Source organism: Leifsonia sp. 1010, from assembly GCF_031455295.1.
Classification (GTDB): domain Bacteria; phylum Actinomycetota; class Actinomycetes; order Actinomycetales; family Microbacteriaceae; genus Leifsonia.
Genome location: NZ_JAVDSL010000001.1, coordinates 144902 through 169468, shown reverse-complemented (window position 1 = coordinate 169468; position 24567 = coordinate 144902). Strand labels below are relative to the sequence as shown.

Sequence of the window (24567 nt, the reverse complement as noted above, 5' to 3'; positions counted from 1 at the left end):
AAAACCTGCACTAACGTTACTGGATGCACCTCGACGGATCGGAGGCCGGGCAGGCCTCGCCCGACCCGCAGCGCCGCCCGCGCCTGACCCCGCCGATCGCCGACGCGCGACGTGCCGTCCGAACCGCGCTCGCCGCGGCGGCCGCCCTGCCGGAGGTCGACCCGCACGACGACCACGGTCCCGAGCGGCCGGCGCCCCTACGGCCAGGAGCCCTCGTGCTCGTGGGCTTGAGCGGGGGAGCGGACTCGCTCGCGCTCGCCGCCGCGACCGCCTTCGAGGCGCCCAGGAACGGCCTCCGCGCCGGCGCCGTGATCGTCGACCACGGCCTCCAGCCGGGTTCGGATGCGGTCGCTGCGCGTGCGGCGGAACAGGCCACCGCCCTCGGCCTCGAGCCCGTGCTGGTCGAGCGGGTGACCGTCGAGCGGGAAGGCGGCCCTGAGGGGGCGGCACGCGCGGCCCGCCACGCCGCCTTCGACCGGGCCATGGCCGCGACCCGCGCTGAGCGCATCCTGCTCGCCCACACCCTCGACGACCAGGCCGAGACGGTCCTGCTGGGCCTCGCACGCGGTTCCGGTCCGTCGAGCCTCCAAGGGATGCTGCCCGACACCGGCCGCCTGCTGCGACCGTTCCTCGGTCTCCGCCGCAGCGAGACGCGGGCGTTCTGCGCCGACAGTCGCCTGGAGCCGTGGGACGACCCGCACAACGACGACCCCTCCTACACGCGCGTGCGCGTACGCGCGGAGGTCCTCCCGGTGATGGAGCGCGAACTCGGCCCCGGCGTCGCCGAAGCCCTCGCGCGGACTGCCGAACAGCTGCGGGAGGACGACGAGGCGCTCGACGGCCTGGCCCTGGAATGGGCTCTCGAGCTGGTCAGCCAGACCGAGGACGGTGCGGTCGCGCTCGACGTCCGCGGGCTGGCGGCCGACCCCGCGGCGCTCCGTCAGCGCATCATCCGGCTGGTCGTCTCCGCGGAGTTCGGCGTCTCCCTCACGCGCGCCCACACCCTCGCGGTCGCGGCCCTCATCACCGACTGGCACGGGCAGGGACCTGTCGACCTGCCAGGCGTTAGAGTGGTCAGGCAGAACGGGCTGCTCACGTTTCACCCCACCACGTAAGGACAGCGCCTCCCCCATGGAACTCACGGACGTTCAGAACGACCTGACCGAGATTCTGATCACCGCGGAGCAGATCCGCTCCCGCATCGCCGAGCTCGCCCGGGAGGTGGAGCAGGACTACGCCGGCAAGGACGTCCTGCTCATCGGCGTCCTGAAGGGCGCGGTCATGGTGATGGCCGACCTGTCCCGCGAGCTCCGCATCCCCGTCACGATGGACTGGATGGCCGTCAGCTCCTACGGCAGCGGCACGCAGTCCAGCGGGGTCGTCCGCATCCTCAAAGACCTCGACACCGACCTGAGCGGCAAGACCGTCCTGATCGTCGAGGACATCATCGACTCGGGCCTCACGCTCTCGTGGCTGCTGTCGAACCTGCGCAGCCGCGGACCGGAGTCCATCGAGATCTTCACCCTGCTGCGCAAGCCGGATGCGGCCCGTGTCGAGATCGACGTGAAGTACGTCGGGTTCGACATCCCGAACCAGTTCGTGGTCGGCTACGGCCTCGACTACGACGAGCGCTACCGCACCCTCCGCGGCGTCGGCATCCTGGCCCCCGCCGTCTACAGCTGACCCGCAGCGCCGTGGGCGAGCAGAAGACGCGGCCGACCGCGGCCGACGTGCGCGCGTTCCTGGAGTCGGCGACGCCGGAGCGGAGGCGTCAGGACGGATTCGCGCTCGACGCGATCATGCGGGAGGTCACGGGTGCGGCTCCGGTGCTCTGGGGGCCGACCATGGTCGGCTACGGCGAATACGTGTACGTCTCGCCGTCCGATCCGCGCCGCCGTGGAACCTGGCCCAAGGTCGCCTTCTCGCCGCGGAAGGCGCAGCTGTCGCTCTACGGCCTCAAGGACCTCCCCGAGGGCGCGGAGCTGCTGCCGACGCTCGGCCGGTATACCGAGGGCGCGGGCTGCGTCTACGTGAAGACGCTGGACGACATCGACCTGTCCGTGCTCCGACGGCTGATCGCGATCGCCTGGAATCGTCCGGACGGCCCCGCCGTCTACAGCTGACGCCAGCGGCCCGCGCGCAGACCGCCCAGAGCGAACACGCAGCCGACCCACAGCGCCCAGGCGGTACTGTGGTCGCACCATGAACGTCAAGAAGATCTTCCGCGGCCCGATCCTGTATGTCGTGCTGGCGATCATCATCGTCTGGATCGGCTCGAGCCTGATCACGATGTCGGGCTTCAAGAGCGTGTCGACGCAGAAGGGCCTGGAGTACCTCTCCCAGGACAAGGTGTCGAGCGCGAAGATCGTGGACGGTGAGAACCGTGTCGACCTGACGCTCAAGGAGCCGGACGGCAACCTGGGCAACCAGGTGCAGTTCTATTACGTCACCCCCCGCGGCGAGGATGTCGTGAAGGCGGTCGACGACGCGAACCTCCCCAAGGGCTACGACGACGAGGTCCCGCAGCCAAACTGGTTCGTCAACATCCTCGGCTTCCTCATCCCGGCTCTGCTCATCGGCGTGTTCTTCTGGATCATGATCTCCGGCATGCAGGGCGGCGGGAACAAGGTCATGCAGTTCGGCAAGTCGCGGGCGAAGCTCGTGACCAAGGAGACGCCGAAGGTCACCTTCGACGACGTCGCCGGGTCGGACGAGGCCATCGAGGAGCTGCAGGAGATCAAGGACTTCCTGAAGGAGCCGGCCAAGTTCCAGGCGGTCGGCGCCCGCATCCCGAAGGGCGTGCTGCTGTACGGCCCTCCCGGAACCGGTAAGACCCTGCTCGCCCGCGCCGTCGCGGGTGAGGCCGGCGTGCCCTTCTACTCGATCTCCGGTTCGGACTTCGTCGAGATGTTCGTGGGTGTCGGCGCCAGCCGCGTCCGCGACCTGTTCCAGCAGGCGAAGGAGAACTCGCCCGCCATCATCTTCATCGACGAGATCGACGCGGTCGGCCGTCACCGCGGCGCCGGGCTCGGCGGCGGTCACGACGAGCGCGAGCAGACGTTGAACCAGCTCCTGGTGGAGATGGACGGCTTCGACCCGAAGACCAACGTCATCCTGATCGCGGCGACGAACCGTCCCGACATCCTCGACCCCGCGCTTCTGCGCCCCGGCCGCTTCGACCGCCAGATCGGCGTGGATGCGCCCGACATGCTCGGCCGCAAGAAGATCCTCGAGGTGCACGGCCGTGGCAAGCCGCTCGCGGCGTCGGTCGACCTCGAGGTGCTCGCCCGCAAGACCCCCGGCTTCACCGGTGCGGACCTGGCCAACGTCCTCAACGAGGCCGCGCTGCTCACCGCCCGCTCGAACGCCCAGCTGATCGACAACCGCGCGCTCGACGAGGCCGTGGATCGCGTCATCGCCGGTCCGCAGAAGCGCACCCGGGTCATGAAGGACCAGGAGAAGCTGATCACGGCGTACCACGAGGGCGGACACGCGCTCGCCGCCGCGGCGATGCGCCACACCGACCCCGTGACGAAGATCACCATCCTGCCGCGCGGCCGTGCCCTCGGCTACACCATGGTGCTCCCGCTGGAGGACAAGTACTCGGTCACCCGCAACGAGCTCCTCGACCAGCTCGCGTACGCCATGGGCGGCCGCGTCGCCGAGGAGATCGTGTTCCACGACCCGACCACCGGCGCCTCCAACGACATCGAGAAGGCGACCTCCATCGCCCGCAAGATGGTCACCGAGTACGGCATGAGCGCCGACATCGGATCGGTCAAGCTGGGCCAGGCGAACGGCGAGATGTTCCTCGGTCGCGACATGGGACACCAGCGCGACTACTCCGAGCGGATCGCCGAGCGCGTCGACGCCGAGGTGCGCGCCCTCATCGAGAAGGCGCACGACGAGGCGTGGGAGGTGCTCAACGACAACCGGGCGGTCCTCGACCGCCTGGCGGCTGCGCTGCTCGAGCACGAGACCCTCGACCACAACCAGATCGCCGAGATCTTCGCCGACGTGAAGAAGCTGCCCGAGCGCCCGCAGTGGCTCTCCAGCGACAAGCGCCCGATCTCGGATGTCCCGCCCATCCCGTTCCCCAAGGCCCCGATCGACGCGGGCGCGGTGGACGGCGGCGTCGACTCCGAGCCGCCGGCGACTAAGCCGAAGCGTTCGCCAGCGATCAAGCCGCGCCCGGCGACCGCCTAGGGCCGTCGCGCGCATGAGCGGCATCGATCGTCCGCGCATCGAAGCGGCCGTCGCCGAGATCCTCGCCGCCATCGGCGAGGATCCGTCGCGTCCGGGCCTGGAGAGCACGCCCTCGCGTGTGGCGGACTCGTATGCCGAGTTCTTCGCCGGGATCGGCCGGGATGCCGCTGCCGACCTCGGTGAGCCGGTGCCGCTGGAGCAGGGCCACCAGGCCGACACCGTGTTGCTGCGCGACCTGGAGTTCCGCTCCGTCTGCGAGCACCACCTCCTGCCGTTCATCGGGGTCGCCCACGTCGCGTACCTGCCAGGCGACAGCGTCATCGGGCTGGGGCGCATCCCGCGCGCCATCGAAACGCTCGCGTCGCGGCCGCAGATCCAGGAGCGTCTGACCGAGCAGATCGCGGACACCATCGAGCAGGGCGCCGCCGCCCGCGGCGTGCTCGTCGTGCTCGACGCCGCGCACTCCTGCGTCACGACCCGAGGCGCGCGGCAGACCGGCAGCACGACGGTGACCGTCGCCGCTCGCGGCGCGTACACCGACCCCGTGGTGCGGGCCGAGCTCATTGCGTTGATCGGACGCGGCGTCAAGTGACCCTCATCATGGGCGTCCTCAATGTGACGCCGGACTCGTTCAGCGACGGCGGGCTCTGGCTGGAGCCCGACGCCGCCATCGCGCACGGCCTCGACCTGGTCGCGCAGGGCGCCGACATGGTCGATGTCGGTGGCGAGTCGACCCGGCCCGGAGCCGCGAGCGTCGACCCGGTCGACGAGCAGGCGCGAGTCGTCCCGGTGATCCGCGAGCTGGCCTCCCGCGGGGTGACCGTCAGCGTCGACACCCTTAACGCCTCCACCGCGCGGGCCGCGGTCGAGGCGGGTGCCGCCATCATCAACGACGTCTCCGGCGGCCTCGCCGACGAGCGGATGCCGGATGTCGTGCTCGAGACGGGTGCCCAGTACGTCGCGATGCACTGGCGCGGACGACTCGACGCGGCCGATTCGCGGGCCGTGTACGAGCACACGGTGGCGGAGGTGCGGGCCGAACTCTCCGCGCGCGTCACCGACCTGGTGCGGCGCGGCATCGACCCGGCGAAACTCATCCTCGACCCGGGCCTCGGCTTCTCGAAGAACGCGCGCCACAACTGGCAGGTCCTCGCCGGGCTGCACGAGATCGAGACGCTCGGCTACCCGGTGCTGATCGGCGCGTCCCGCAAACGGTTCCTCGGCGCCCTGCTGCCCGAGGGGGCGCCGGCGGAGGCGCGCGACGCCCCGACGGCCGTCATCTCGGCGCTCGCGGCGCAGGCGGGCGCGTGGGCCGTCCGGGTCCACGATGTTCCGTCGACGCGGATCGCCCTCGACGTGGTGCGGGCATGGCAAGCTGGACGCGATGAGTAGCATCCAGCCGCGGCCCGCCGACTCGATCGTCCTGACCGGTCTGCGCGTCCGCGCCAACCACGGAGTGTTCGACTTCGAGCGCGCCGAAGGCCAGGACTTCGTCGTCGACGTCACGGCGTGGCTCGACCTCTCGATCGCGGCGGCAGGAGACGACCTCGCATCCACCGTCCACTACGGCGAGCTCGCCGAAGAAGTGGTCGCGGCCGTGGAGCGCGACCCCGTCGACCTCATCGAGACCGTCGCCGAGCGCGTTGCCGCGACCGTGCTCGCGCACGAGCCGGTGGATGTCGTCGAGGTGACCGTCCACAAGCCGCAGGCGCCGATCAGCGTGCCGTTCGGGGATGTCGCCGTGCGCATCACGCGGGGGCGCGCGTGAACGCCGCGCCGCTGGGGAAGCCGGTCCGCATGCGGGTCGGCGTACCGGCCGTGCTGGCGTTCGGCAGCAACCTGGGCGACCGGGCCGGCACCATCGAGGCGGCCGTGGATGCACTGCGCGAGGAGGCCGGAGTCGATGTGCAGGCGGTCTCGCCGCTGTACGAGACGCCCGCGCTGAAGCCCGACGGGATCGACGCGGAGGCGCCCGCCTACCTCAATGCGGTCGCGCTCGTCCGCACCCTGCTCGATCCGCTCGGGCTGCTCGGCGTCGTGAACGGCGTCGAGGACCGGCTGGGCCGCATCCGCGAAGAGCATTGGGGCGACCGCACCATCGACATCGACATCGTCGACTACGACGGGATGGTGTCCGACGACGACCCCCGCATCGTGCTGCCGCATCCGCGGGCTCACGAGCGCGCGTTCGTCCTCGTGCCCTGGCTCGACGTCGACCCGGGAGCCCGGCTCGCCGGCTTCGGGCCGGTGGCCGAGCTCGCGGCCCGCGCCACCGACCCCGTCCGTCTCTGGGAGGGCCGCTCGTGAAGCGCACCCGTCCGAGCTCGCTCATCGGCCTCGGCGTCGCAGGGCTGGTCGTCGGCTTCCTGGCCGAGCTCGCCGCCGCAGGCATGGGCCAGCCCGTGTTCATCCCGCCGCTGACCCTGCCGATCACCCTGGTGGCGGTGGCGATCATCGTCATCGCGTTCGCCCTGCCGATCCGGCGCGCCGTGCGCGGGCGGAGTGTGCGCCGCATCGACCCGTTCCAGGCGACGCGGATCGTGGTGCTCGCCAAAGCGTGCGCCCTAAGCGGGGCGCTGCTCACGGGAATCGGCGTCGGGATCGGCGCCTACCTGCTCAGCCGCGATGTGCTGCCCGGCGGCAACGCCATCCTGCTGACCGCCCTCGCGACGGCCGGAGCGGTGATCCTGCTCGTCGCCGGTCTGGTCGCCGAACTGTTCTGTACCCTGCCCCCGGGCGACGACGACGACCGCACGGAGACCGTGAATGCCCGATCGGATTGACCTCAACGTCGGCGAGTGGCGCCGCGTCTCGCCCAAGTACGTCCTCGTCGTGATCGCGAGCACGGTGATCACCGCGCTGGTGCTTGCGGCGGCATCGCTGTTTCTCTGGCTGGTCGGCGGTTGGCCGTTCGGCTGGGTGGCGCTGGTCGTCGTGGTCGTGATCTCGGTGATCGCGCTGATCATCGCGCCGCGCCGCGCCCGGTCGATCGGGTACCGGCTGCGCGACGACGACCTGCTGTTTCGCCGCGGCATCATGTTCCAGCGCTTCGTCTCGGTGCCGTACGGGCGCATGCAGCTCATCGACATCAATCGCGGACCGGTCAGCCGGATGCTCGGATTGGCCGATCTCAAGTTCGTCACGGCCGCCGCATCCACCGGAGTCATGGTTCCGGGCCTTCCCGAACCGGAGGCCGCGGAGCTTCGCGACCGGCTCGTCGAGCTGGCGGAGAGCAGACGGGCAGGGCTGTGAGCGCACCGGATGGCGGAGCGCCGGCGGGTCCGCCCGTCGGCCGCCCGCTGACGGGTGCCGAGCGCGCCGCCGAGCGGTACACCGACGGCGAGTGGCATCGGCTGCATCCCGCGACGCCCCTGCTTCGCGGCGGCATCGTGTTCATCGCGCTGTTCGGGTTCGTGCTGTCGAACCTCCGCGAGCGCCTGATCGGCTTCTTCGTCGGTGCCCCCGAGTACGGCGGTGACCCGCTGGACGCGATCTACGATCACGGCTGGGAAGGCTGGGCGCTGCTCGGGGTGGCGGTCGTGCTGCTGCTCTGCTTCGGCGCCTTCTACCTCTCGTGGCGGATGCACAGCTTCCGGATCACGGGCGACGCGGTCGAGGTGCGCAGCGGCATCCTGTTCCGCACGCAGCGCAAGGCACGACTCGACCGCATCCAGGGAATCAACGTCGTGCGGCCGGTGCTGGCGCGCATCTTCGGAGCGGCCAAGCTGGATGTGTCGGTTGCCGGCCACGACGCGAACGTGCAGCTGGCGTATCTGGGCTCGTCGCTGGCGGACGGGCTGCGCGCGGATGTGCTGCGGCTGGCATCGGGCGTGCGCGCGGCGGAGGCCGCGGCAGCGGCAGCGGCAGGCGGGGTGACCGCGGGTACGGTCGCGGAGACCGGTGGCGATGCGCCAGAAGGCGTGCCGACGACCGGCGGTGCGCCGTCCCGTGCCGCGGCGGTCGGCGACCTCGTCGGCCGTCGCGTGAACGAGTTCCTGGCTCCGGAGCTGGATCCGAATGCCGCGCCGCCAGAGTCGGTCGTCAAGATCCCACCGCTGCGGCTGCTGGGCTCGCTGCTCCTGAGTGGGTTCACCGTGTTCGTGCTCGTCGTGATCGCCTTCCTGATCTGGGGTGCGTCGAGTGGAGAACTGTGGCTCCTCATCGTGGTGCTGCCCGGCCTGATCGGGTCCGCCAGCTTCTACATCAACCGCTTCACGAAGTCGCTGCGGTACTCGATCGCCGGGACGCCGGACGGAGTGCGCGTCGGCTTCGGCCTGCTGAGCACGAGCAACGAGACGTTGCCGCCCGGGCGCATCCATGCCGTCGAGGTGCTGCAGCCGCTGCTATGGCGGCCGTTCGGCTGGTGGCAGATCCGCATCGACACGGCGGGCCATTCCCGTGAGAAGGGCGCAGCGGGGCAACCGAATACGACGATGCTTCCGGTCGGCGACGCGGCCGACGTCTTCCGGGTGCTGTCGCTGGTGCTGCCGGGCTTCGCGACCGACGAGCACCGGGACCTGATCGAGTCGGGAATGACGTCGTCGGGACGGGATGCCTTCGTCGGCAGTCCGCGGCGGGCGGTGTGGATCCGTCCGTTCTCGTGGCAGCGCACCGGTTACCGCGTGGTCGACGACGCGATCCTGCTGCGCCGGGGGTTCGTCTGGCGAAGTCTCGCGATCGTTCCGCTCGCTCGGCTGCAGAGCCTGGAGCTCCAGCAGGGACCGCTGGATGCGGCCCTCGCGCTCGCCGAGGCGCGGTTCCACACGGTGTCGGGCCCGGTGCGCCCGCGCCTGGCGGCGATCGACGCGCCCTCCGGCGTCCGGCTGTTCGAAGAGGTGTCGGCACGGGCCGTCGCGGCGGCGGCTGCTGACCGGAGTCACCGCTGGGGGCAGGCCACGAACCACACCGAGAAGGAGCACTGATGTTGCCGTCCGCCCGTCCGCCTTCGCAGCGCTCCGGCCGGCTGGGGCTCGGCATCATCGGCGCCGGCCGTGTCGGTCCGGTGCTCGGGCTCGCCCTGGCCGGCGCGGGGCACGCGATCGTCGGAGTCTCGGCCGTGTCGGAGCAGAGCCGGGAGCGCGCGGAGGCGATGCTGCCGGGAGTGCCGGTGCTCGACATCCCGACCGTGGTGGAGCGCAGCGAGCTGGTGATCCTGGCCGTGCCCTTGGCGGAGCTCCCGAGTCTGGTCGCGGGTCTCGCGGCGACGGGAACGTGGCAGCCCGGCCAGATCGTGCTACACACGGCTCCCGGGTTCGGGATCGACGTGCTGCAGCCCGCGACGGCCGCTGGCGCCATCCCGCTGGCCGTCCACCCGGCCCTGGAGTTCACCGGCACGAGTCTGGATCTCACCCGGCTCGGCGAGAGCTACTTCGCGGTGACGGCCCCGGCGCCGGTCCTTCCGATCGCGCAGGCGCTGGTGGTCGAGATGGGCGGCGAGCCGGTGGTGGTGGACGAGGCCGATCGGCCCGCTTATGCCGAGGCGATCGCGACGGCGACGGCGTTCTCCCGCTCGATCGTGGAGCAGTCGACGGGACTGCTGCGGAGCATCGGCGTCGAGAAGCCCGGTTCGTTCCTGAGTTCGCTCATCCGCTCGACGGTGGACAACGCCCTCACCCGTGCGGGCGCTCCGACCCGGCTGGATCTCGACGTGATCGGCGCGCTGCAGGATGACGTGTCGGGAGATGCGGCCCCCGGAGCCGCGGGCACGGAAGGTGATCCCGGTGACGACGGGCGCGGCTGGTTCCTGCGCGGCGAGTAGCCTGGTTCCGGCCGGTTTCGAGCCGGCCGAAGGGATGCGCATGCCAGAGATCATCACCACCATCGCCGAGCTGCGGGCTCGGGTCGCGGATGCGCGCCGTGTCGCGCACCAGGACGGCCCTGCCGACGCCCCCACCGGTCGCGTGGTGCTCGTGCCGACGATGGGCGCGCTCCACGAGGGGCACCTTCGGCTGGTGTCGCAGGCGCGCGACCTCGGCGGTTTCGTCGTGGTGTCGATCTTCGTGAACCCGCTGCAGTTCGGCCCGGGCGAGGATCTGGACCGCTACCCGCGCACCCTGGATGCGGACGTGACCGCGCTCGAGGGCCTCGCGGATGTCGTGTTCGCTCCCTCCGCCTCGGAGATGTACCCGAACGGTCCCTCGGAGACCCGCGTGACCGCGGGGGAGTCCGGCTCCCTCTTCGAAGGAGCCTCCCGCCCCGGACACTTCGACGGCGTCCTGACCGTCGTCAGCAAGCTCTTCAACATCGTGCAACCGGACGTCGCCGTCTTCGGTCAGAAGGACGCCCAGCAGGTGCACGTCATCGCGCGCATGGTCGATGACCTCAACCTGCCGGTCTCGATCGCCGTCGTGGACACCGTCCGCGAGTCGGACGGCCTCGCCCTGTCCAGCCGGAACCGCTACCTGGATGAGGACCAGCGCCTCGCCGCCGTCACCCTGTCCCGCGCCCTGTCCGCGGGCTCGGAGGCCGCTCGCGATGGTGTGGACGCGGCGCTGCAAGCGGCTCGCGCGCACGTCGAGGCGGACCCAGCCGTTAAGCTTGACTATCTCGCGATCGTCGACCCGGAAACCTTCCGCGAAGCGTCGCCTGACCACCACGGTCCCGCCCTGATGCTGATCGCCGCTCGCGTCGGAACGACCCGGCTGATCGACAACCAGCGCCTCACGACGTGACCACCGCACCACCGCCCGCACCTTCGAACGGAAAGACAGCGATGACCGACGCGCAGACCACCGCGGCCGACCTCGGCGACGACCAGCTCGGCGAAGACGAGATCAGCGAGCAGAAGGCGGTCCGGCTCGGCAAGCGCGACCGTCTGCTCGCAGAGGCCGAGGGCCCCGGCGGCGGCGCATACCCGGTGCAGGTTCCGGTCACCACGACCATCCCGGCCGTCCGCGCGAAGTGGGATCACCTGCAGCCGGACGAGGGCTCGGGCGAGATCGTCGGCATCGCCGGCCGCGTCGTCCATCTGCGCAACACCGGCAAGCTGTGCTTCGCGGTGCTGCAGGCCGGCGACGGCTCGCGGATCCAGGTCATGGTGTCGCTCGCCGAGGTGGGCGAGGAGTCGCTGGGCGCGTGGAAGGAGCTCGTCGACCTGGGCGACCATGTGTTCGTCTCCGGCGAGGTGGTCTCGAGCCGTCGCGGCGAGCTGTCGGTCATGGCGCAGGAGTGGCGCATCGCCGCCAAGGCGCTGCTGCCGCTGCCGAACCTGCACAGCGAGCTGAGCGAGGAGACGCGCGTCCGCGCCCGCTACCTCGACCTGATCGCGCGCGACCAGGCCCGGAAGACGGTCCTCGACCGCGCCGCAGCCGTCGCGAGCCTGCGCCGCACGTTCGCGGACCGCGGCTTCGTCGAGGTCGAGACGCCGATGCTGCAGGTCATCCACGGTGGTGCGTCCGCCCGCCCGTTCGTCACGCACTCGAACGCCTTCGACACGGAGCTGTATCTCCGCATCGCGCCGGAGCTCTACCTGAAGCGCGCTGTGGTCGGCGGCATCGACCACGTGTTCGAGATCAACCGCAACTTTCGCAACGAGGGCGCCGACTCGACGCACTCCCCGGAGTTCGCCATGCTGGAGGCCTACCAGGCCTATGGCGACTACAACTCGATCGCCGACCTCACCCAGACGCTGATTCAGGATGCGGCCGTCGCGGTCTCCGGATCGCACGTCGTCACATGGGCCGACGGTACCGAGTACGATCTCGGCGGCGAGTGGGACCGCATCCGCATGTACGACAGCCTCTCGGACGCGCTCGGCGAGGAGATCACGCCGGAGACCCCGATCGAGCGCCTGCGGGAGCTGGCTGCCCTGGCCGGGATCGAGATCGAGCACCCGCTGCCCGGCAAGTACGTCGAGGAGCTGTGGGAGCACTACGTCAAGACCGACCTCGTGCGGCCGACGTTCGTCATGGACTTCCCCGTCGACACCAGCCCCCTGGTGCGCGCCCACCGGTCGCGCGAGGGCGTCGTCGAGAAGTGGGATCTGTACACGCGCGGCTTCGAGCTGGCGACCGGATACTCCGAACTCGTCGACCCGGTCGTCCAGCGCGAGCGCTTCGTCGAGCAGGCGAAGCTCGCTGCAGCGGGCGACAACGAGGCGATGCGTCTCGACGAGGAGTTCCTGCGGGCCCTCGAATTCGGCATGCCGCCCACGGGCGGAATGGGAATGGGCATCGACCGCCTGCTGATGGCCCTCACCGGCCTGGGCATCCGCGAGACGATCCTCTTCCCGCTGGTCAAGTAGGCACTCAGGACCCGGCGGTACGATGGAGGCGCTATGAACGACGTCATCAGCGGTATCGTCTGGGCCCTCGCACCGACCGTCCTGGTCGGCCTGCTGTTCTGGGCGATCATGCGCGCGATCGTGCGTGCCGACCGCAACGAGCGCAAGGCCTACTCGCGGCTGGAAGCCGAGGAGCGCGCTCGCCGCGGCCTCGCCCCCAAGGCCTGACCCGCGGAGGGCCTCACCGCTCGCCGTTCGCGTTCCCGCTACGGTATGTCTGGGGACGCGTGCGCGTCCTTGAGCGATCGACCGAGGGATGCGTGCATGGAGACGGGGTTCTGGGTCTCGTTCTTCATCGTCCTGGCACTCCTCGTCGACTTCGTCATCCGCGTTCTGGCGATCATCATCGTCCCGCGCAACCGCAAGCCGACGTCGGCGACCGCGTGGCTGCTGGCGATCTTCCTGATCCCGTACATCGGCATCCTGTTCTTCCTTCTGATCGGCAGTTACAAGCTCCCGAAGAGCCGCCGGCAGAAGCAGGACGAGATCAACCGCTTCATTATCGACAGCACCGAGGGAATCGAGCGGGTTCGCCGCGATCACCCGTGGCCGCCGTGGCTCGAGGGCGTCGTCGAGCTCAACCGCAAGCTCGGGGCGATGCCGCTCGTGGGCGGCAACCGCGCGACCCTGAACGGTGACTACCAGGGCTCTCTCGACGCGATGGCCGAGGAGATCGGCAAGGCCAAGCGCTACGTCCACGTCGAGTTCTACATCCTGACCCTCGACAAGACGACGGCGCCGTTCTTCGATGCCCTCGAGGCCGCCGTGAAGCGCGGCGTGACCGTTCGCGTACTGCTCGACCACATCGCCTCGCTGCGGACGCCCGACTACAAGCGCACCCTCCACAGGCTGACCGCGATGGGTGCCCGGTGGCAGCTCATGCTCCCCATCCAGCCGTTCAAGGGGAAGTACCAGCGCCCCGACCTGCGCAACCATCGCAAGCTTCTCGTGGTCGACGGCCGCGTGGCGTTCATGGGTTCGCAGAACGTCATCGATCGCAGCTACAACAAGCGCTCGAACATCCGGCGTGGGCTGAAGTGGAAGGAGCTCATCGTCCGGCTCGAGGGACCGATCGTCGCCGGTCTCAACGCCATCTTCATCACGGACTGGTACAGCGAGACGGACGAGCTGCTCCGCCGCGAGACGGAGCCCATCACCGACGAGATCGACGAGAACGAGCTCGACGCCCAGGTCGTTCCCTCCGGACCCGGATTCGCCGGCGAGAACAACCTGCGCCTCTTCCTCGCCCTGCTCTACTACGCACAGGAGCGCATCGTCATCACCTCCCCCTACTTCGTGCCGGACGAGTCCATGCTCATGGCCGTCACCTCGGCCGTTCAGCGGGGGATCCGCGTCGACCTGTTCGTCTCCGAGATCGGTGACCAGGCGCTCGTGTATCACGCCCAGCGCTCCTACTACGAGGCACTCCTGCGGGCGGGAGTCCGGATCTGGATGTACAAGGCGCCCTACATCCTTCATGCGAAGCACTTCACGATCGACGACGACGTCGCCGTCATCGGTTCGAGCAACATGGACATGCGTTCCTTCCAGCTCAACATGGAGGTCTCCCTCATGGTGCGCGGGCGTTCGTTCGTGGATGAGATGCGGAAGGTCGAGGACGGCTATCGCCAGGACAGCCGAGAGCTCACGCTGGACGAGTGGATGAAGCAGCCGCTCCGCTCCACAGTTCTGGACAACCTGGCTCGGCTGACCTCCGCACTGCAGTGACCCGCCAGACCTGCGGAGCCGTGCGGGCGGCGCTCAGGCCGGCTGCAGTTCGCTCAATCGTCTGACCTCGCACCACCGTTCGGCCGCCGCGGCGAGGCGGTCGTCTGCCGTCACGAGTGGCAGCTCCATGAGACGGGCGAGTGCGACGTACATGGCGTCGTAGGCGCTCAGGTTCTCTCGCCAGCGCCACGCATCGGGCCAGAGCGGCTCGTGCTCCACGCGCATGATCTCGAGTCGGTAGAACTCGAGGATCACCTGCTCGGCCAGCTGAGCGTCTTCCGGGCGCCGGAGGGCGTGCTTGCGCATCGCGCTCACGAACTCCGGGTCGATCAGGTGGGGCGCCACCAGGATGCACTCGGCCAGCTCGTCGTTCTCTTCGAACGCTGCGAGACCTTCGTGCGAGAGCAGTTCGACGAGAGCGCTGCAGTCCATCACCGCCGCGATCATCGGCTTCCCCGGTCGTCGCGAATGCCCTGGACGATCTCCTCCGTGGTGATGTTCAACGGTCGTCGACCGCTGGCGCTCGGAGGCTGACGCTGGGCCAGCACGCGCTGCTCGACCGTCACCTCCGCCCAACGCTCCTCGATGCGCAGCCTCTCGGCGATGCGGGTGAGCTGCCTGCGGAGGTACTCCGAGTACGACAGCCCTTTCGCTGCTGCTGCCGCCTTCAGGCGATCGTTGACGGCTGGATCCAGATCTCGCACTTGCACGGTGACTCCCATGGGTTCAGTTTACGGTGAGATGCATGCAGAAGCAATGGATTTGCATGCACTGAGACCATCCTGGCGTGCGGGAAGCCGGGAGGGGCCGAGGGAGCTCGAACTGTGGAGAAGCGCCGTGGTTGCCGAGATGTGGACGGATACCCTCAGCCGCGCGGGCGCAGGCGGACCGTCGGCAGTTCCGGGGCCGGCAGCGGCGTTCCGTCGTAGCCCTCGACGGTGCCGAAGCGCCCGCGGGGATCGGCTCCCGCGATGACCTCGCCCTGCCACTGCGCCCGGTAGGCGACCACGTCCTCATGGCTCCGGCCGATGAAGTTCCACCACATCACGATGTGTTCACCCAGCGGCTCTCCGCCGAGGAGCACGATCCGGGCGTCCGCCCTCGTGCTCACCGAGAGGCTCGTGCGACCGGGACGCAGATAGGCCAGGTGGGAGACCGGAATGGGTGTGCCGTCGATGGTCACGTCGCCCGTGTCGACGAGCACGCCATGCTCGAATCCCGCCTCGAGCGGGATCTCGATCGTGGCGCCGGCCGGGATGACGACCTCGGCCCCGACGAGCGGCGAGAACACCGTCGCGGACGTGCCGCTTCCCGCGAGCGACCCGACGAACGTCCGCACCGAGGCCGGGCCGATGCTGCCCGCCACCGGCGTGTGATGCTCGAAGAACGGCGCGACATCCCGCGAGGCGTCGGGAAGGGCCACCCAGAGCTGAACGCCGTGCAGGCGCTGCGTTCCCGGCGTCGACACCTCCGAATGGCTGATCCCGCGGCCGGCGGTCATCAGATTCAGCTCGCCGGGCCGGACGAGAGCGTGACTGCCCACGCTGTCGCGGTGGTCGATCTCTCCCTCGAAGAGCCAGCTGACCGTCTGCAGCCCCGTGTGCGGATGCGGCGGGACGCGCATGCCGCCCGTCGTCGACACGTCGTCCGGGCCGTAGTGGTCGATGAAGCACCAGCCGCCGATCAGCGAACGACGACGCTGCGGGAGCGTCCGGCGCACGGTCATCGCGCGCGGGCCGCCGAGGGGCACATCCCGCGGTTCCAGGATCTCCACGCCGGCATCCGTGAGCACAGCCGACGCCGCCACGACCTCGGCCGGATCGCGCTCCAAGTTGCTCATAGCGGCATCCTAGGCGTCGGGCAGGAAGGCCGGAGCCGGCCTTCTTAGAATGGTGCCGTGCCCCGGACTGCGACCAGACTCCTCCCCGCCGCTGCGGCGATCCTGGTGGTCGCCGCGCTCGCCGGATGCAGCGCCGCGCCGGGCAGGCCGGTCGAGGACTACTCGGGCGAGCCGAAAGGGATCGACGCCCCGGCGAGCAGCGCTGGCGGGGCGTCCTGGGCCGCCTGGCTCGACGGCGGCGACCGGTTCGCCATCGTCCTGTACGGGAGCTCCACGTGCCCGCCGAAGGTCGCCAACGTGACCGCCAGCGCGGATGACACGATCACGGCAACCCTGGCGCCGGCCCCCGGAGGCATCTGCACCCGGGACTACGTCCCCCACACCACCGTCTTCGCCACGCCGGACCGCATCGCGAAAGGCACCGGGGTGAACATCGTCCTGCCGGACTCGACGCTCACGCTGCCCGCCGATCGGGGCTGATCGGCCGCAATCCGCCCGGTCCCTGACGGCACGTCACGCCCACGGCGAACAGGGCCACGGGACAGGGGGAGCGGTGGTTACTCTCTTTGTATCGACGCCGAACCTGCCCGGTGCCGTACGAGGAGTAGACATGTTCGAGAGATTCACCGACCGCGCCCGCCGTGTCGTCGTCCTGGCCCAGGAAGAGGCCAAGATGCTCAACCACAACTACATCGGGACGGAGCACATCCTGCTCGGCCTGATCCACGAGGGTGAGGGCGTCGCCGCCAAGGCGCTCGAGTCGCTCGGCATCTCGCTGGACGCCGTCCGCGAGCAGGTCCAGGACATCATCGGCCAGGGCCAGCAGCAGCCAACCGGGCACATCCCGTTCACGCCGCGCGCCAAGAAGGTGCTGGAGCTCAGCCTCCGCGAGGCGCTGCAGCTCGGCCACAACTACATCGGCACGGAGCACATCCTGCTCGGCCTGATCCGCGAGGGCGAGGGCGTCGCCGCCCAGGTCCTCGTGAAGCTCGGCGCCGACCTCAACCGTGTGCGCCAGCAGGTCATCCAGCTCCTCTCCGGATACCAGGGCAAGGAGCAGGTGCAGGTCGGGGGCAACGATCAGAACACCGCGCAGGCCGGTAGCCAGATCCTCGACCAGTTCGGCCGCAACCTCACGCAGGCCGCGCGCGACAACAAGCTCGACCCGGTGATCGGGCGCGAGAAGGAGATCGAGCGCGTGATGCAGATCCTGTCGCGCCGCTCGAAGAACAACCCGGTGCTGATCGGTGAGCCCGGCGTCGGCAAGACCGCCGTCGTCGAGGGTCTCGCGCAGGCCATCGTCCGCGGCGACGTGCCGGAGACGCTGAAGGACAAGCAGCTCTACACGCTCGACCTCGGCTCGCTGATCGCCGGCTCCCGCTACCGCGGTGACTTCGAGGAGCGCCTGAAGAAGGTCACGAAGGAGATCCGAACCCGCGGCGACATCATCACCTTCATCGACGAGATCCACACCCTCGTCGGCGCAGGTGCCGCGGAGGGCGCGATCGACGCCGCCAGCATCCTCAAGCCGCTGCTGGCCCGCGGCGAGCTGCAGACGATCGGCGCCACCACGCTCGACGAGTACCGCAAGCACTTCGAGAAGGATGCCGCGCTCGAGCGCCGGTTCCAGCCCATCCAGGTGGCCGAGCCGTCGCTGCCCCACGCGATCAACATCCTGAAGGGCCTGCGCGACCGCTACGAGGCGCACCACAAGGTGTCCATCACCGACGGCGCGATCGTGGCCGCGGCGAACCTCGCCGACCGTTACATCCAGGACCGCTTCCTCCCGGACAAGGCCATCGACCTGATCGACGAGGCCGGCGCCCGCCTGCGACTGTCGATCCTCTCGGCGCCGCCGGAGCTGCGCGAGTTCGACGACAAGATCGCCGCCGTCCGCTCCCAGAAGGAGGGCGCGATCGAGGACCAGGACTTCGAGAAGGCCGCCAGCCTCCGCGACGAGGAGAAGAACCTCCTCGGCGAGCGGCTGCGCCTCGAGAAGCAGTGGCGTTCGGGCGAGGTCAAGACCACGGCCGAGGTCGACGAGGGCCTCATCGCGGAGGTGCTGGCCCAGGCGACCGGCATCCCGGTGTTCAAGCTCACCGAGGAGGAGTCGGCCCGGCTCGTCTACATGGAGAAGGCGCTGCACGAGCGCGTCATCGGCCAGGAGGAGGCCATCGCGGCTCTCTCGAAGACGATCCGCCGCACCCGCGCCGGCCTCAAGGACCCGAAGCGTCCGTCGGGCTCGTTCATCTTCGCCGGTCCCACCGGTGTCGGTAAGACCGAGCTGGCGAAGGCGCTCGCCGAGTTCCTGTTCGACGACGAGTCGGCCATGATCTCCCTCGACATGTCGGAGTATGGCGAGAAGCACACCGTCTCCCGTCTGTTCGGCGCCCCTCCCGGGTTCGTCGGCTTCGAGGAGGGCGGCCAGCTCACCGAGAAGGTCCGCCGCAAGCCGTTCAGCGTCGTGCTGTTCGACGAGATCGAGAAGGCGCACCCCGACATCTTCAACTCGCTGCTCCAGATCCTGGAGGAGGGACGTCTGACGGATGGCCAGGGACGCGTCGTCGACTTCAAGAACACCGTCATCATCATGACCACGAACCTCGGGACGAAGGACATCTCCGGCGGCCCCGTCGGGTTCCAGATCGAGGGTGACCCGCAGACCGGCTACGACCGGATGCGCGGCAAGGTCTACGAGGAGCTGAAGAAGAACTTCAAGCCCGAGTTCCTGAACCGTGTCGACGAGATCATCGTCTTCCCGCAGCTGGACAAGAGCGAGCTCCTGCAGATCGTCGACCTGTTCATCAAGCGGCTGTCGACCCGCCTGCTCGACCGCGACATGACCATCGAGCTGACCGTCCCGGCGAAGGAGCGGCTGATCGAGGTCGGGTTCGACCCGACGCTCGGCGCCCGTCCGCTCCGCCGCGCGGTGCAGCACGAGATCGAGGACCGGCTGAGCGAGCGGATCCTGCACGGCGAGCTGAACGCGGGCGACCACGTCCACGTCGACTTCGCCGACGGGGAGTTCGTCTTCACGACGACCGCCCGCAAGGAGCCGATCGGCGCCGGCATCAACGCCACCGCCGCGATCGGCACCGGCCCGGCGACCCCGGACCTCGCCGCGAACGAGTGATCGTCGTCACCACTGCGTGACCCACGACAAGGGCCGGCCTCTTCGGAGGTCGGCCCTTGTCGCATCTCCAGCCTCGGTAGGGTGGAACGGTGAGCGGTGAGAACGGTCCAGGGTTCAGCATCCGGCGGGCGCGGACGGGCGATGTCAAGCGCATCCAGGAACTGGTGGAGCCGCTGGTGCAGCGACGCATCCTCCTCGGCAAGGAGACCGTGACCTTCTACGAGTCGGTGCAGGAGTTCCGGGTGGCGGAAGACGCAGACGGCCGCCTGATCGGCTGTGGTGCCCTGCACGTGATGTGGAGCGACCTCGGCGAGGTGCGCACTCTCGCGGTCGCCGACGAGTGGCTCGGCCGCGGCGTGGGCAGGGCGCTGCTCAGCCGCCTGGAGTCGGATGCACGCGAGCTGGGCCTCGACCGGCTGTTCTGCCTGACGTTCGAGGTCGACTTCTTCGGCCGCAACGGATTCGAGGACATGGGGGAGTCGACGGTCGACCCGCAGCTGTACGCCGAGCTGGTTCGCTCCACCGACGAAGGTGTCGCGGAGTTCCTGGACCTGGCGCGGGTGAAGCCGAACACCCTCGGCAACACGCGGATGCTGAAGCGGCTCTGAGTCGCTTCGCCGCGTTCCTCGGCGGCTCACTGAGTGCTCTCGGAACACCGGGCGCGCCTGCCCGGCGCGTCGTCAGGCGCTGGCTATAGTGCGGGCATGTCGACGTTCAAGAACCCGGTCGGCCCCCAGCCCAGCGGCGTCTATTGGCGCCGCAGGCTCATCGTCCTCCTCGGCGTGATCGCCGTCGTCGTCGTCATCGTCCTGATCGTGGTGCGCCCGGGCGCGTCCAACGGAGAGCCCACGCAGAAGAAGCCCGCGCCGGCGAGCACCGGAACCCCGGCCGCCGTGGCGACGAGCATCCCGACCTCCAGTGCGACGGCGGACGGCCAGCCGTGCAAGCCGGGCGACGTGAAGGTGGAGGCCGTCACCGACAAGGACGTCTATGCGGCGGGCGAGCTCCCGCAATTGTCGGTCGCACTGACCAACACGGGCTCGAAGGCGTGCACGATCGACGCGGGCACGGCACAGCAGGTGTTCACGATCACCAGCGGCTCGGAGGTGTACTGGAAGTCGACGGACTGCCAGACGGACAAGGTGGATGCGGAGGTGCTGCTGGAGCCGGCGAAGACGATCTCTTCGAAGGCGCCGATCACCTGGGATCGCACTCGTTCGGACCCGTCGACCTGTCAGGCGAACCGCGAACAGGTGCCCGCGAGCGGAGCCTCGTACCACCTGGAGACCACCGTCTCGGGCATTAAGAGCTCAGAGACCAAGCAGTTCATCCTGCAGTAGGTCGACGGGGCGTTCAGCCGGCGGATTCGGCGCCGCGCACGTAGGAGCCTCCGATCTCGCGCACCTCGACGCCCGAACCGTGCCGCGTGGCCGGGTTGCGGCGGGCGATGGCGAGGGCGGCGTCGAGGTCTGGTGCCTCGATGATGCCGATGCCGGCGATCACCTCTTTGCTCTCGGTGTAGGGGCCGTCCGTGACGCCGTCGGCGCGGACAGCACGTGCCGCCGTATGCGGAGCCAGGGCGTAGGCGGCTGTGAGCGCACCGGATTGGATGAGGTCGGCGGAGTGGGCGTCGTGCTCGGCGAGTTCGGCGGCGTCGTGCTCGGCGGTGGGGTCGGAGTAGATGAGGATGGCGTACTGCGGCATGGTCGTTCCTTCCGTGTGACGGGTGTCGTCACCAGGGCGTCGTTCGGCGGCGCGTGTTTTCGACCGGCGGTCAGAACGCGGCGTCGAGTTCGCGCTCCCGATCGGTGCTCGCGGCCATGAACGCGAGGCGGAGCGCCTCGCGGACGGTGGCGCTCCGGTCGTCCACTCGTGTCGCGAACCCGAGTCGCGCGGCCTCGGCCGTGCGCTGCTTGCCGCTCACGACCGGTCGGATCTCGCCGGCAAGGCTGATTTCGCCGAATGCCGCGAGGGTGTGGGGGATGGCGCGTTCCGTGGCCGCCGAGGCGATGGCGAGGGCGATGGCCAGGTCTGCACCCGGCTCGGTCAGGCGGACGCCGCCGACCGTGGACACGTAGACGTCTTTGTCGCCCAGCCGGATGCCGGCGCGGCGTTCGAGGACGGCCAGGAGCATGGCGACGCGGGACGCATCCACGCCGTTCGTGACGCGGCGCGGGTTGGGCGCCGTGGTGCCGACGACGAGCGCCTGGACCTCCACCGGGAGTGGACGTCGACCCTCCATCGCGACGGTGACGCAGGTGCCGGAGACCGGGGTGGTGTTGCGGCTGAGGAAGAGGCCGCTGGGGTCGGGGACTTCCGCGATGCCGTCCCCGGCCATCTCGAAGCAGCCGACCTCGTCGGTGGGCCCGAACCGGTTCTTCAGCGCGCGGATGAATCGGAGCGCCGTCTGGCGGTCGCCTTCGAACTGGCAGACCACATCGACCAGGTGCTCGAGCAGTCGCGGACCGGCGATCGAGCCGTCTTTCGTCACATGGCCGACGATGAGGATCGGCAGGTCGCGCTCTTTCGCGATGCGGATCAACGCGCTGGCCACTTCGCGCACCTGGCTGGGGCCACCCGCGATGCCCTCGGCAGAGCTGCTGGACACCGTCTGGACCGAGTCGACGATGACGAGGGAGGGCTCGACGGCGTCGATCTGCGCCACGATCGTGGACAGGTCGGTCTCGGACGCGAGGTAGAGCTCGTCGTGGACGGCTCCGGTGCGCTCGGCGCGCATCCGGACCTGGCTCACCGACTCTTCGGCGCTCACGTAGAGCACACGGTTGCGCGCCTGTGCGGCGCGGGAGGCGACCTCGAGCAGCAGGGTCGACTTCCCGACACCGGGCTCGCCGCTCAGCAGGATGGCCGCCCCAGGGACGATGCCGCCGCCGAGCACGCGATCGAATTCGCCGATGCCGCTCGGCCGGCGGTTCGCGCCGTCGACCGGCTCGATGTCGGTGATCGCCCGTGCTTCGCGACCGGCGGCGATCGTCACCGGCTTGAGCGCGCGCAGCACCCCGGTCGCCTGGGCCGTTTCGGCAACCGTGCCCCACGCGTGGCACTCCGGACAGCGGCCCACCCACTTGGCTGTGGACCACCCGCACTCGGAGCAGCGGTAGTTGACAGACGCCTTCGGCACGGCACCTCCTCGATCGGGGTCAACACTACGGTGAGCCACTGTCATCGGCGGGAGGATCGCGGAGGCCGTGGACAAGTCAGAGGGCGGGGCGGGTGTGAGCACATCGCCGAGACGAACGAACCCGCGCATCGCCCCTTCTGAGTGTCGGTGCTGACGTGCACAATGGGCCGCATGGCTGATCGTACGTTCACCCTCCGTTCCGGCCGCGTGCTCGGGTTGACCGGTTTCGGCGACTCCGACGCCGAGCGGCTCGTGATCTTCTGCCACCCCGCCCCGGGGTCGTCCGTGTTCGATCCGGATCCGGACGCATCTGCCGAGCGCCGCGCGCACATCGTCGCGCTCGACAGACCGGGTTACGGCTCGAGTGATCCGTGGCCGTTCGGGAGCTGGCCCAGCATCGTCCAGGCGGCCGACGACATAGCGGAGTACGTACGCTCCGTCGTCGTCGCCGAGTCGGTGATCGGCGTCACCCGCCCGCGCACGGTCGGGGTGGTGGGCTGGTCGGCCGGTGGCCGGGTCGCCCTCGCCTTCGCGGCACGCCATCCCCAGCTCGTCGACCGCGTCGCGATCGTCGGGACGCCGGCTCCGAATGAAGCGGTTCCGTGGATCGACCCGAAGCTGCAGCAGATGTCCGACCAGCTCGCCACCCTGACGCCCGACGAGGCGATGAGCCGTCTGTCCGCGATGCTGCAGCCTCAAGCCGACGCCGTCGCAGCGGCCGCCGAGCCGGCCGAGGTGCCGCTGGATGCGCTCGGCATCGGCGCCGTGGACGAGCAGGCGCTGGCGCGGCCGGGAGTTCGCGACCGGCTGGGCCGGATGGTCATCGACGCGTACCGCCAGGGCACGCGCGGTGTCGCCGGCGACATCCTGAGCTACACTGCCCGGCCCTGGGGCTTCGACCTTGCTGACGTCACTGCCAAGACCCTCGTGATCGCCGGCCAGGCTGACGCGCTGACCGGCCATGCGCACGCGGCCTGGTACCAGCGGTCGCTGCCCGACGCGCGCATGGAGATGGTGCCGGGCGCCGGGCATCTGGCCATCGTCCCGACATGGGGACGCATCCTCTCGCACGTCGCCCCCGCCCGCGTGACGCACTGAGTCGCGAGGTGCCCGGTGCAGGGCGCCGGCTGCGGCGTGCCGGACGCTAGGCGCTGAGGGCTTCCTGCTCCGCGGCCTCGCCGTGGCGCGGATACAGTTCGCGCGCCCGCGCGGTGACCGCGGGCAGGAACGCAGACGCCCAGACTCGGTAACCGTGGTCGTTGGGATGGAAGAGGTCTTCGGCGAACTGCGTGAACGCTCCGCGGAGCCCCTGGCGCCGCATCGTGGTGTGGAGGGGGACGACCGTGAGTCCGCGGGCGGAGGCCTCCTCGCGCAGGATGCGGTTGCCCTCGGCGACGAGCCGCTCGTTCCAGGGCAGGTAGAAGTAGGGGAGGTCGGCCACGATCGCGTGCGGCGGGAGCGCGGCGAACACCGCGCGCATCCCCTCGCGGAACCGCTCCGGGTCGAACGCCGCGATGTCGTTGGCGCCGATCGACACCGTCACGATGTCCGGTTCGAGGGTCGCGAAGCGGGGGAGTTGGTCGGCCACGGCCAAGGCGACGGTCGCGCCGGACACCGACAGGTTGACGATGCGCACGGACCGACCCGTGACGGCACGCAGGTGGTCGGCGATCACGCCGACGTAGCTGTTCTTCGGGGCGGAGGCCCCGATCCCCTGGGCGGCGCTGTCGCCGATGGCCACGTAGAGCAGCTCGCCCGGATCTTTCGCGGCATCCCGCCACCACTTCGAGTGGATGGGCAGCATCTCGTTGAGCCGCACCCGCCCTTCGGCGACGGCAGCGCGCTTCGCCTGGACGCGCTGCCAGCCGACGGCGGCGAGAACGGCCCCGGCCACCAGTCCGGCCGCGGCCGCGAGGATGCGACGGAGAGCTCTCATGGACGGAACAGTACCCCGGACCGCCGACCCCGCGATGCCCACTCCGCCCGATTGGAGACGACCGCGGGAATCGCGTACGATAGTCCGCGGTACCGTGTCCGAGCGGCCGAAGGTGCAACTCTCGAAAAGTTGTGTGGGTGAAAGCCCACCGTGGGTTCAAATCCCACCGGTACCGCCACGTGCAAGCCCCCGCGACCCCGGCGTTCACCAGGGATCGCGGGGGTTTTCGCTTTGCCGAGATTGGGCGCTTGAGCCAGGGCGACAGCATCCAAGTCGTCGTCGAAGAGATCTGCATAGGGTCGAG

The 24567-nt window shown here is 69.7% G+C and carries 27 protein-coding genes and 1 tRNA gene; 22 read left to right on the top strand and 6 right to left on the bottom strand.

Annotation, left to right across the window (positions count from 1 at the left end):
* The first annotated feature begins 23 nt into the window (after positions 1–23).
* The 16 genes from tilS to cls all read left to right on the top strand — a co-directional run bounded on the left by tilS (position 24) and on the right by cls (position 14215).
* Positions 24–1115 carry a tRNA lysidine(34) synthetase TilS gene (gene tilS / locus J2Y42_RS00845; RefSeq protein ID WP_309853843.1) on the top strand — a complete coding sequence of 364 codons (1092 nt, stop codon included), beginning with the start codon at positions 24–26 and terminating at the stop codon, positions 1113–1115.
* A gap of 16 nt (positions 1116–1131) precedes the next feature.
* Positions 1132–1683, top strand: coding sequence for a hypoxanthine phosphoribosyltransferase (gene hpt, locus J2Y42_RS00840; RefSeq protein ID WP_309853841.1), 552 nt, complete (start codon positions 1132–1134; stop codon positions 1681–1683).
* A gap of 11 nt (positions 1684–1694) precedes the next feature.
* The gene (locus J2Y42_RS00835; protein ID WP_309853838.1) at positions 1695–2123 is read left to right on the top strand and encodes a DUF1801 domain-containing protein; all 429 of its coding nucleotides are present in this window, start codon (positions 1695–1697) and stop codon (positions 2121–2123) included.
* Positions 2124–2202: 79 nt separating this feature from the next.
* Positions 2203–4206, top strand: coding sequence for an ATP-dependent zinc metalloprotease FtsH (gene ftsH / locus J2Y42_RS00830; RefSeq protein WP_018192130.1), 2004 nt, complete (start codon positions 2203–2205; stop codon positions 4204–4206).
* A gap of 13 nt (positions 4207–4219) precedes the next feature.
* Positions 4220–4798 carry a GTP cyclohydrolase I gene (gene folE / locus J2Y42_RS00825; RefSeq protein ID WP_309853831.1) on the top strand — a complete coding sequence of 193 codons (579 nt, stop codon included), beginning with the start codon at positions 4220–4222 and terminating at the stop codon, positions 4796–4798.
* Positions 4795–5598: a dihydropteroate synthase gene (gene folP / locus J2Y42_RS00820; RefSeq protein WP_018192128.1), complete on the top strand. Its 804-nt coding sequence runs from the start codon at positions 4795–4797 to the stop codon at positions 5596–5598. The genes folE and folP overlap by 4 nt, the downstream gene beginning before the upstream one ends.
* The gene (folB, locus tag J2Y42_RS00815) at positions 5591–5974 is read left to right on the top strand and encodes a dihydroneopterin aldolase (protein ID WP_309853827.1); all 384 of its coding nucleotides are present in this window, start codon (positions 5591–5593) and stop codon (positions 5972–5974) included. The genes folP and folB overlap by 8 nt, the downstream gene beginning before the upstream one ends.
* A 29-nt stretch (positions 5975–6003) precedes the next feature.
* Positions 6004–6513: a 2-amino-4-hydroxy-6-hydroxymethyldihydropteridine diphosphokinase gene (gene folK / locus J2Y42_RS00810; protein ID WP_309853823.1), complete on the top strand. Its 510-nt coding sequence runs from the start codon at positions 6004–6006 to the stop codon at positions 6511–6513.
* A complete protein-coding gene (locus J2Y42_RS00805; RefSeq protein WP_309853820.1) occupies positions 6510–6989 on the top strand; it encodes a DUF3180 domain-containing protein in 480 nt (159 codons plus the stop codon). The genes folK and J2Y42_RS00805 overlap by 4 nt, the downstream gene beginning before the upstream one ends.
* Positions 6973–7458, top strand: coding sequence for a PH domain-containing protein (locus J2Y42_RS00800; RefSeq protein ID WP_309853817.1), 486 nt, complete (start codon positions 6973–6975; stop codon positions 7456–7458). Before J2Y42_RS00805 ends, J2Y42_RS00800 begins: the two co-directional genes overlap by 17 nt.
* Positions 7455–9128 carry a PH domain-containing protein gene (locus J2Y42_RS00795; RefSeq protein ID WP_309853816.1) on the top strand — a complete coding sequence of 558 codons (1674 nt, stop codon included), beginning with the start codon at positions 7455–7457 and terminating at the stop codon, positions 9126–9128. The genes J2Y42_RS00800 and J2Y42_RS00795 overlap by 4 nt, the downstream gene beginning before the upstream one ends.
* Positions 9128–9964 carry a DUF2520 domain-containing protein gene (locus J2Y42_RS00790; RefSeq protein WP_309853813.1) on the top strand — a complete coding sequence of 279 codons (837 nt, stop codon included), beginning with the start codon at positions 9128–9130 and terminating at the stop codon, positions 9962–9964. The genes J2Y42_RS00795 and J2Y42_RS00790 overlap by 1 nt, the downstream gene beginning before the upstream one ends.
* Before the next feature lie 34 nt (positions 9965–9998).
* The gene (panC, locus tag J2Y42_RS00785) at positions 9999–10877 is read left to right on the top strand and encodes a pantoate--beta-alanine ligase (protein ID WP_309853811.1); all 879 of its coding nucleotides are present in this window, start codon (positions 9999–10001) and stop codon (positions 10875–10877) included.
* A gap of 41 nt (positions 10878–10918) precedes the next feature.
* A complete protein-coding gene (gene lysS, locus J2Y42_RS00780; RefSeq protein WP_309853808.1) occupies positions 10919–12448 on the top strand; it encodes a lysine--tRNA ligase in 1530 nt (509 codons plus the stop codon).
* Positions 12449–12481: 33 nt separating this feature from the next.
* Positions 12482–12655: a hypothetical protein gene (locus tag J2Y42_RS00775; RefSeq protein WP_018192119.1), complete on the top strand. Its 174-nt coding sequence runs from the start codon at positions 12482–12484 to the stop codon at positions 12653–12655.
* A gap of 96 nt (positions 12656–12751) precedes the next feature.
* Complete coding sequence (gene cls, locus J2Y42_RS00770) at positions 12752–14215, top strand: cardiolipin synthase (RefSeq protein WP_309853805.1); 1464 nt, start codon at positions 12752–12754, stop codon at positions 14213–14215.
* A gap of 33 nt (positions 14216–14248) precedes the next feature.
* On the opposite strand, the gene J2Y42_RS00765 is transcribed toward cls, so the two are convergent.
* From J2Y42_RS00765 to J2Y42_RS00755, 3 genes are all read right to left on the bottom strand, one after another.
* A complete protein-coding gene (locus tag J2Y42_RS00765; RefSeq protein WP_309857973.1) occupies positions 14249–14647 on the bottom strand; it encodes a type II toxin-antitoxin system VapC family toxin in 399 nt (132 codons plus the stop codon).
* Between the two features lie 11 nt (positions 14648–14658).
* On the bottom strand, positions 14659–14937 hold the full coding sequence (locus J2Y42_RS00760; protein WP_018192116.1) for a FitA-like ribbon-helix-helix domain-containing protein: 279 nt from the start codon (positions 14935–14937) through the stop codon (positions 14659–14661).
* Positions 14938–15080: 143 nt separating this feature from the next.
* Positions 15081–16055, bottom strand: a complete 975-nt coding sequence (locus J2Y42_RS00755) for a pirin family protein (protein WP_309853800.1) — start codon at positions 16053–16055, stop codon at positions 15081–15083.
* A gap of 57 nt (positions 16056–16112) precedes the next feature.
* Here J2Y42_RS00755 and J2Y42_RS00750 point away from each other — a divergent pair, with 57 nt between their 5' ends.
* The 4 genes from J2Y42_RS00750 (at position 16113) to J2Y42_RS00735 (ending at position 20528) form a co-directional block, all read left to right on the top strand.
* Positions 16113–16535: a hypothetical protein gene (locus tag J2Y42_RS00750; protein ID WP_309853798.1), complete on the top strand. Its 423-nt coding sequence runs from the start codon at positions 16113–16115 to the stop codon at positions 16533–16535.
* 130 nt (positions 16536–16665) lie between these two features.
* The gene (locus J2Y42_RS00745) at positions 16666–19188 is read left to right on the top strand and encodes an ATP-dependent Clp protease ATP-binding subunit (protein ID WP_018192113.1); all 2523 of its coding nucleotides are present in this window, start codon (positions 16666–16668) and stop codon (positions 19186–19188) included.
* Positions 19189–19277: 89 nt separating this feature from the next.
* A complete protein-coding gene (locus J2Y42_RS00740) occupies positions 19278–19796 on the top strand; it encodes an amino-acid N-acetyltransferase (protein ID WP_309853788.1) in 519 nt (172 codons plus the stop codon).
* A gap of 96 nt (positions 19797–19892) precedes the next feature.
* Entirely contained in the window at positions 19893–20528 is a 636-nt protein-coding gene (locus J2Y42_RS00735; RefSeq protein WP_309853785.1) for a hypothetical protein, read from the top strand.
* Positions 20529–20541: 13 nt separating this feature from the next.
* On the opposite strand, the gene J2Y42_RS00730 is transcribed toward J2Y42_RS00735, so the two are convergent.
* Complete coding sequence (locus J2Y42_RS00730; protein WP_309853781.1) at positions 20542–20892, bottom strand: YciI family protein; 351 nt, start codon at positions 20890–20892, stop codon at positions 20542–20544.
* A gap of 70 nt (positions 20893–20962) precedes the next feature.
* Positions 20963–22327, bottom strand: coding sequence for a DNA repair protein RadA (gene radA / locus J2Y42_RS00725; RefSeq protein WP_309853778.1), 1365 nt, complete (start codon positions 22325–22327; stop codon positions 20963–20965).
* A gap of 171 nt (positions 22328–22498) precedes the next feature.
* Between radA and J2Y42_RS00720 the strand changes: the two genes are divergently transcribed.
* Positions 22499–23425, top strand: a complete 927-nt coding sequence (locus J2Y42_RS00720) for an alpha/beta fold hydrolase (RefSeq protein ID WP_309853775.1) — start codon at positions 22499–22501, stop codon at positions 23423–23425.
* Between the two features lie 46 nt (positions 23426–23471).
* On the opposite strand, the gene J2Y42_RS00715 is transcribed toward J2Y42_RS00720, so the two are convergent.
* Positions 23472–24263 carry an SGNH/GDSL hydrolase family protein gene (locus tag J2Y42_RS00715; RefSeq protein ID WP_309853772.1) on the bottom strand — a complete coding sequence of 264 codons (792 nt, stop codon included), beginning with the start codon at positions 24261–24263 and terminating at the stop codon, positions 23472–23474.
* An 88-nt stretch (positions 24264–24351) separates the two neighbouring features.
* On the opposite strand from J2Y42_RS00715, the gene J2Y42_RS00710 reads away from it, so the two are divergent.
* Positions 24352–24441: transfer RNA gene (locus J2Y42_RS00710), tRNA-Ser, on the top strand.
* Positions 24442–24567 lie beyond the last annotated feature (126 nt).

Coding starts and splice junctions, on each gene's coding strand:
- tilS (WP_309853843.1), top strand. CDS start 24: ATGCACCTCGACGGATCGGAGGCCGGGCAGGCCTCGCCCGACCCGCAG.
- hpt (WP_309853841.1), top strand. CDS start 1,132: ATGGAACTCACGGACGTTCAGAACGACCTGACCGAGATTCTGATCACC.
- ftsH (WP_018192130.1), top strand. CDS start 2,203: ATGAACGTCAAGAAGATCTTCCGCGGCCCGATCCTGTATGTCGTGCTG.
- folE (WP_309853831.1), top strand. CDS start 4,220: ATGAGCGGCATCGATCGTCCGCGCATCGAAGCGGCCGTCGCCGAGATC.
- folB (WP_309853827.1), top strand. CDS start 5,591: ATGAGTAGCATCCAGCCGCGGCCCGCCGACTCGATCGTCCTGACCGGT.
- folK (WP_309853823.1), top strand. CDS start 6,004: ATGCGGGTCGGCGTACCGGCCGTGCTGGCGTTCGGCAGCAACCTGGGC.
- J2Y42_RS00800 (WP_309853817.1), top strand. CDS start 6,973: ATGCCCGATCGGATTGACCTCAACGTCGGCGAGTGGCGCCGCGTCTCG.
- J2Y42_RS00790 (WP_309853813.1), top strand. CDS start 9,128: ATGTTGCCGTCCGCCCGTCCGCCTTCGCAGCGCTCCGGCCGGCTGGGG.
- panC (WP_309853811.1), top strand. CDS start 9,999: ATGCGCATGCCAGAGATCATCACCACCATCGCCGAGCTGCGGGCTCGG.
- lysS (WP_309853808.1), top strand. CDS start 10,919: ATGACCGACGCGCAGACCACCGCGGCCGACCTCGGCGACGACCAGCTC.
- J2Y42_RS00775 (WP_018192119.1), top strand. CDS start 12,482: ATGAACGACGTCATCAGCGGTATCGTCTGGGCCCTCGCACCGACCGTC.
- cls (WP_309853805.1), top strand. CDS start 12,752: ATGGAGACGGGGTTCTGGGTCTCGTTCTTCATCGTCCTGGCACTCCTC.
- J2Y42_RS00765 (WP_309857973.1), bottom strand. CDS start 14,647: ATGGACTGCAGCGCTCTCGTCGAACTGCTCTCGCACGAAGGTCTCGCA.
- J2Y42_RS00760 (WP_018192116.1), bottom strand. CDS start 14,937: ATGGGAGTCACCGTGCAAGTGCGAGATCTGGATCCAGCCGTCAACGAT.
- J2Y42_RS00755 (WP_309853800.1), bottom strand. CDS start 16,055: ATGAGCAACTTGGAGCGCGATCCGGCCGAGGTCGTGGCGGCGTCGGCT.
- J2Y42_RS00745 (WP_018192113.1), top strand. CDS start 16,666: ATGTTCGAGAGATTCACCGACCGCGCCCGCCGTGTCGTCGTCCTGGCC.
- J2Y42_RS00735 (WP_309853785.1), top strand. CDS start 19,893: ATGTCGACGTTCAAGAACCCGGTCGGCCCCCAGCCCAGCGGCGTCTAT.
- J2Y42_RS00730 (WP_309853781.1), bottom strand. CDS start 20,892: ATGCCGCAGTACGCCATCCTCATCTACTCCGACCCCACCGCCGAGCAC.
- J2Y42_RS00720 (WP_309853775.1), top strand. CDS start 22,499: ATGGCTGATCGTACGTTCACCCTCCGTTCCGGCCGCGTGCTCGGGTTG.
- J2Y42_RS00715 (WP_309853772.1), bottom strand. CDS start 24,263: ATGAGAGCTCTCCGTCGCATCCTCGCGGCCGCGGCCGGACTGGTGGCC.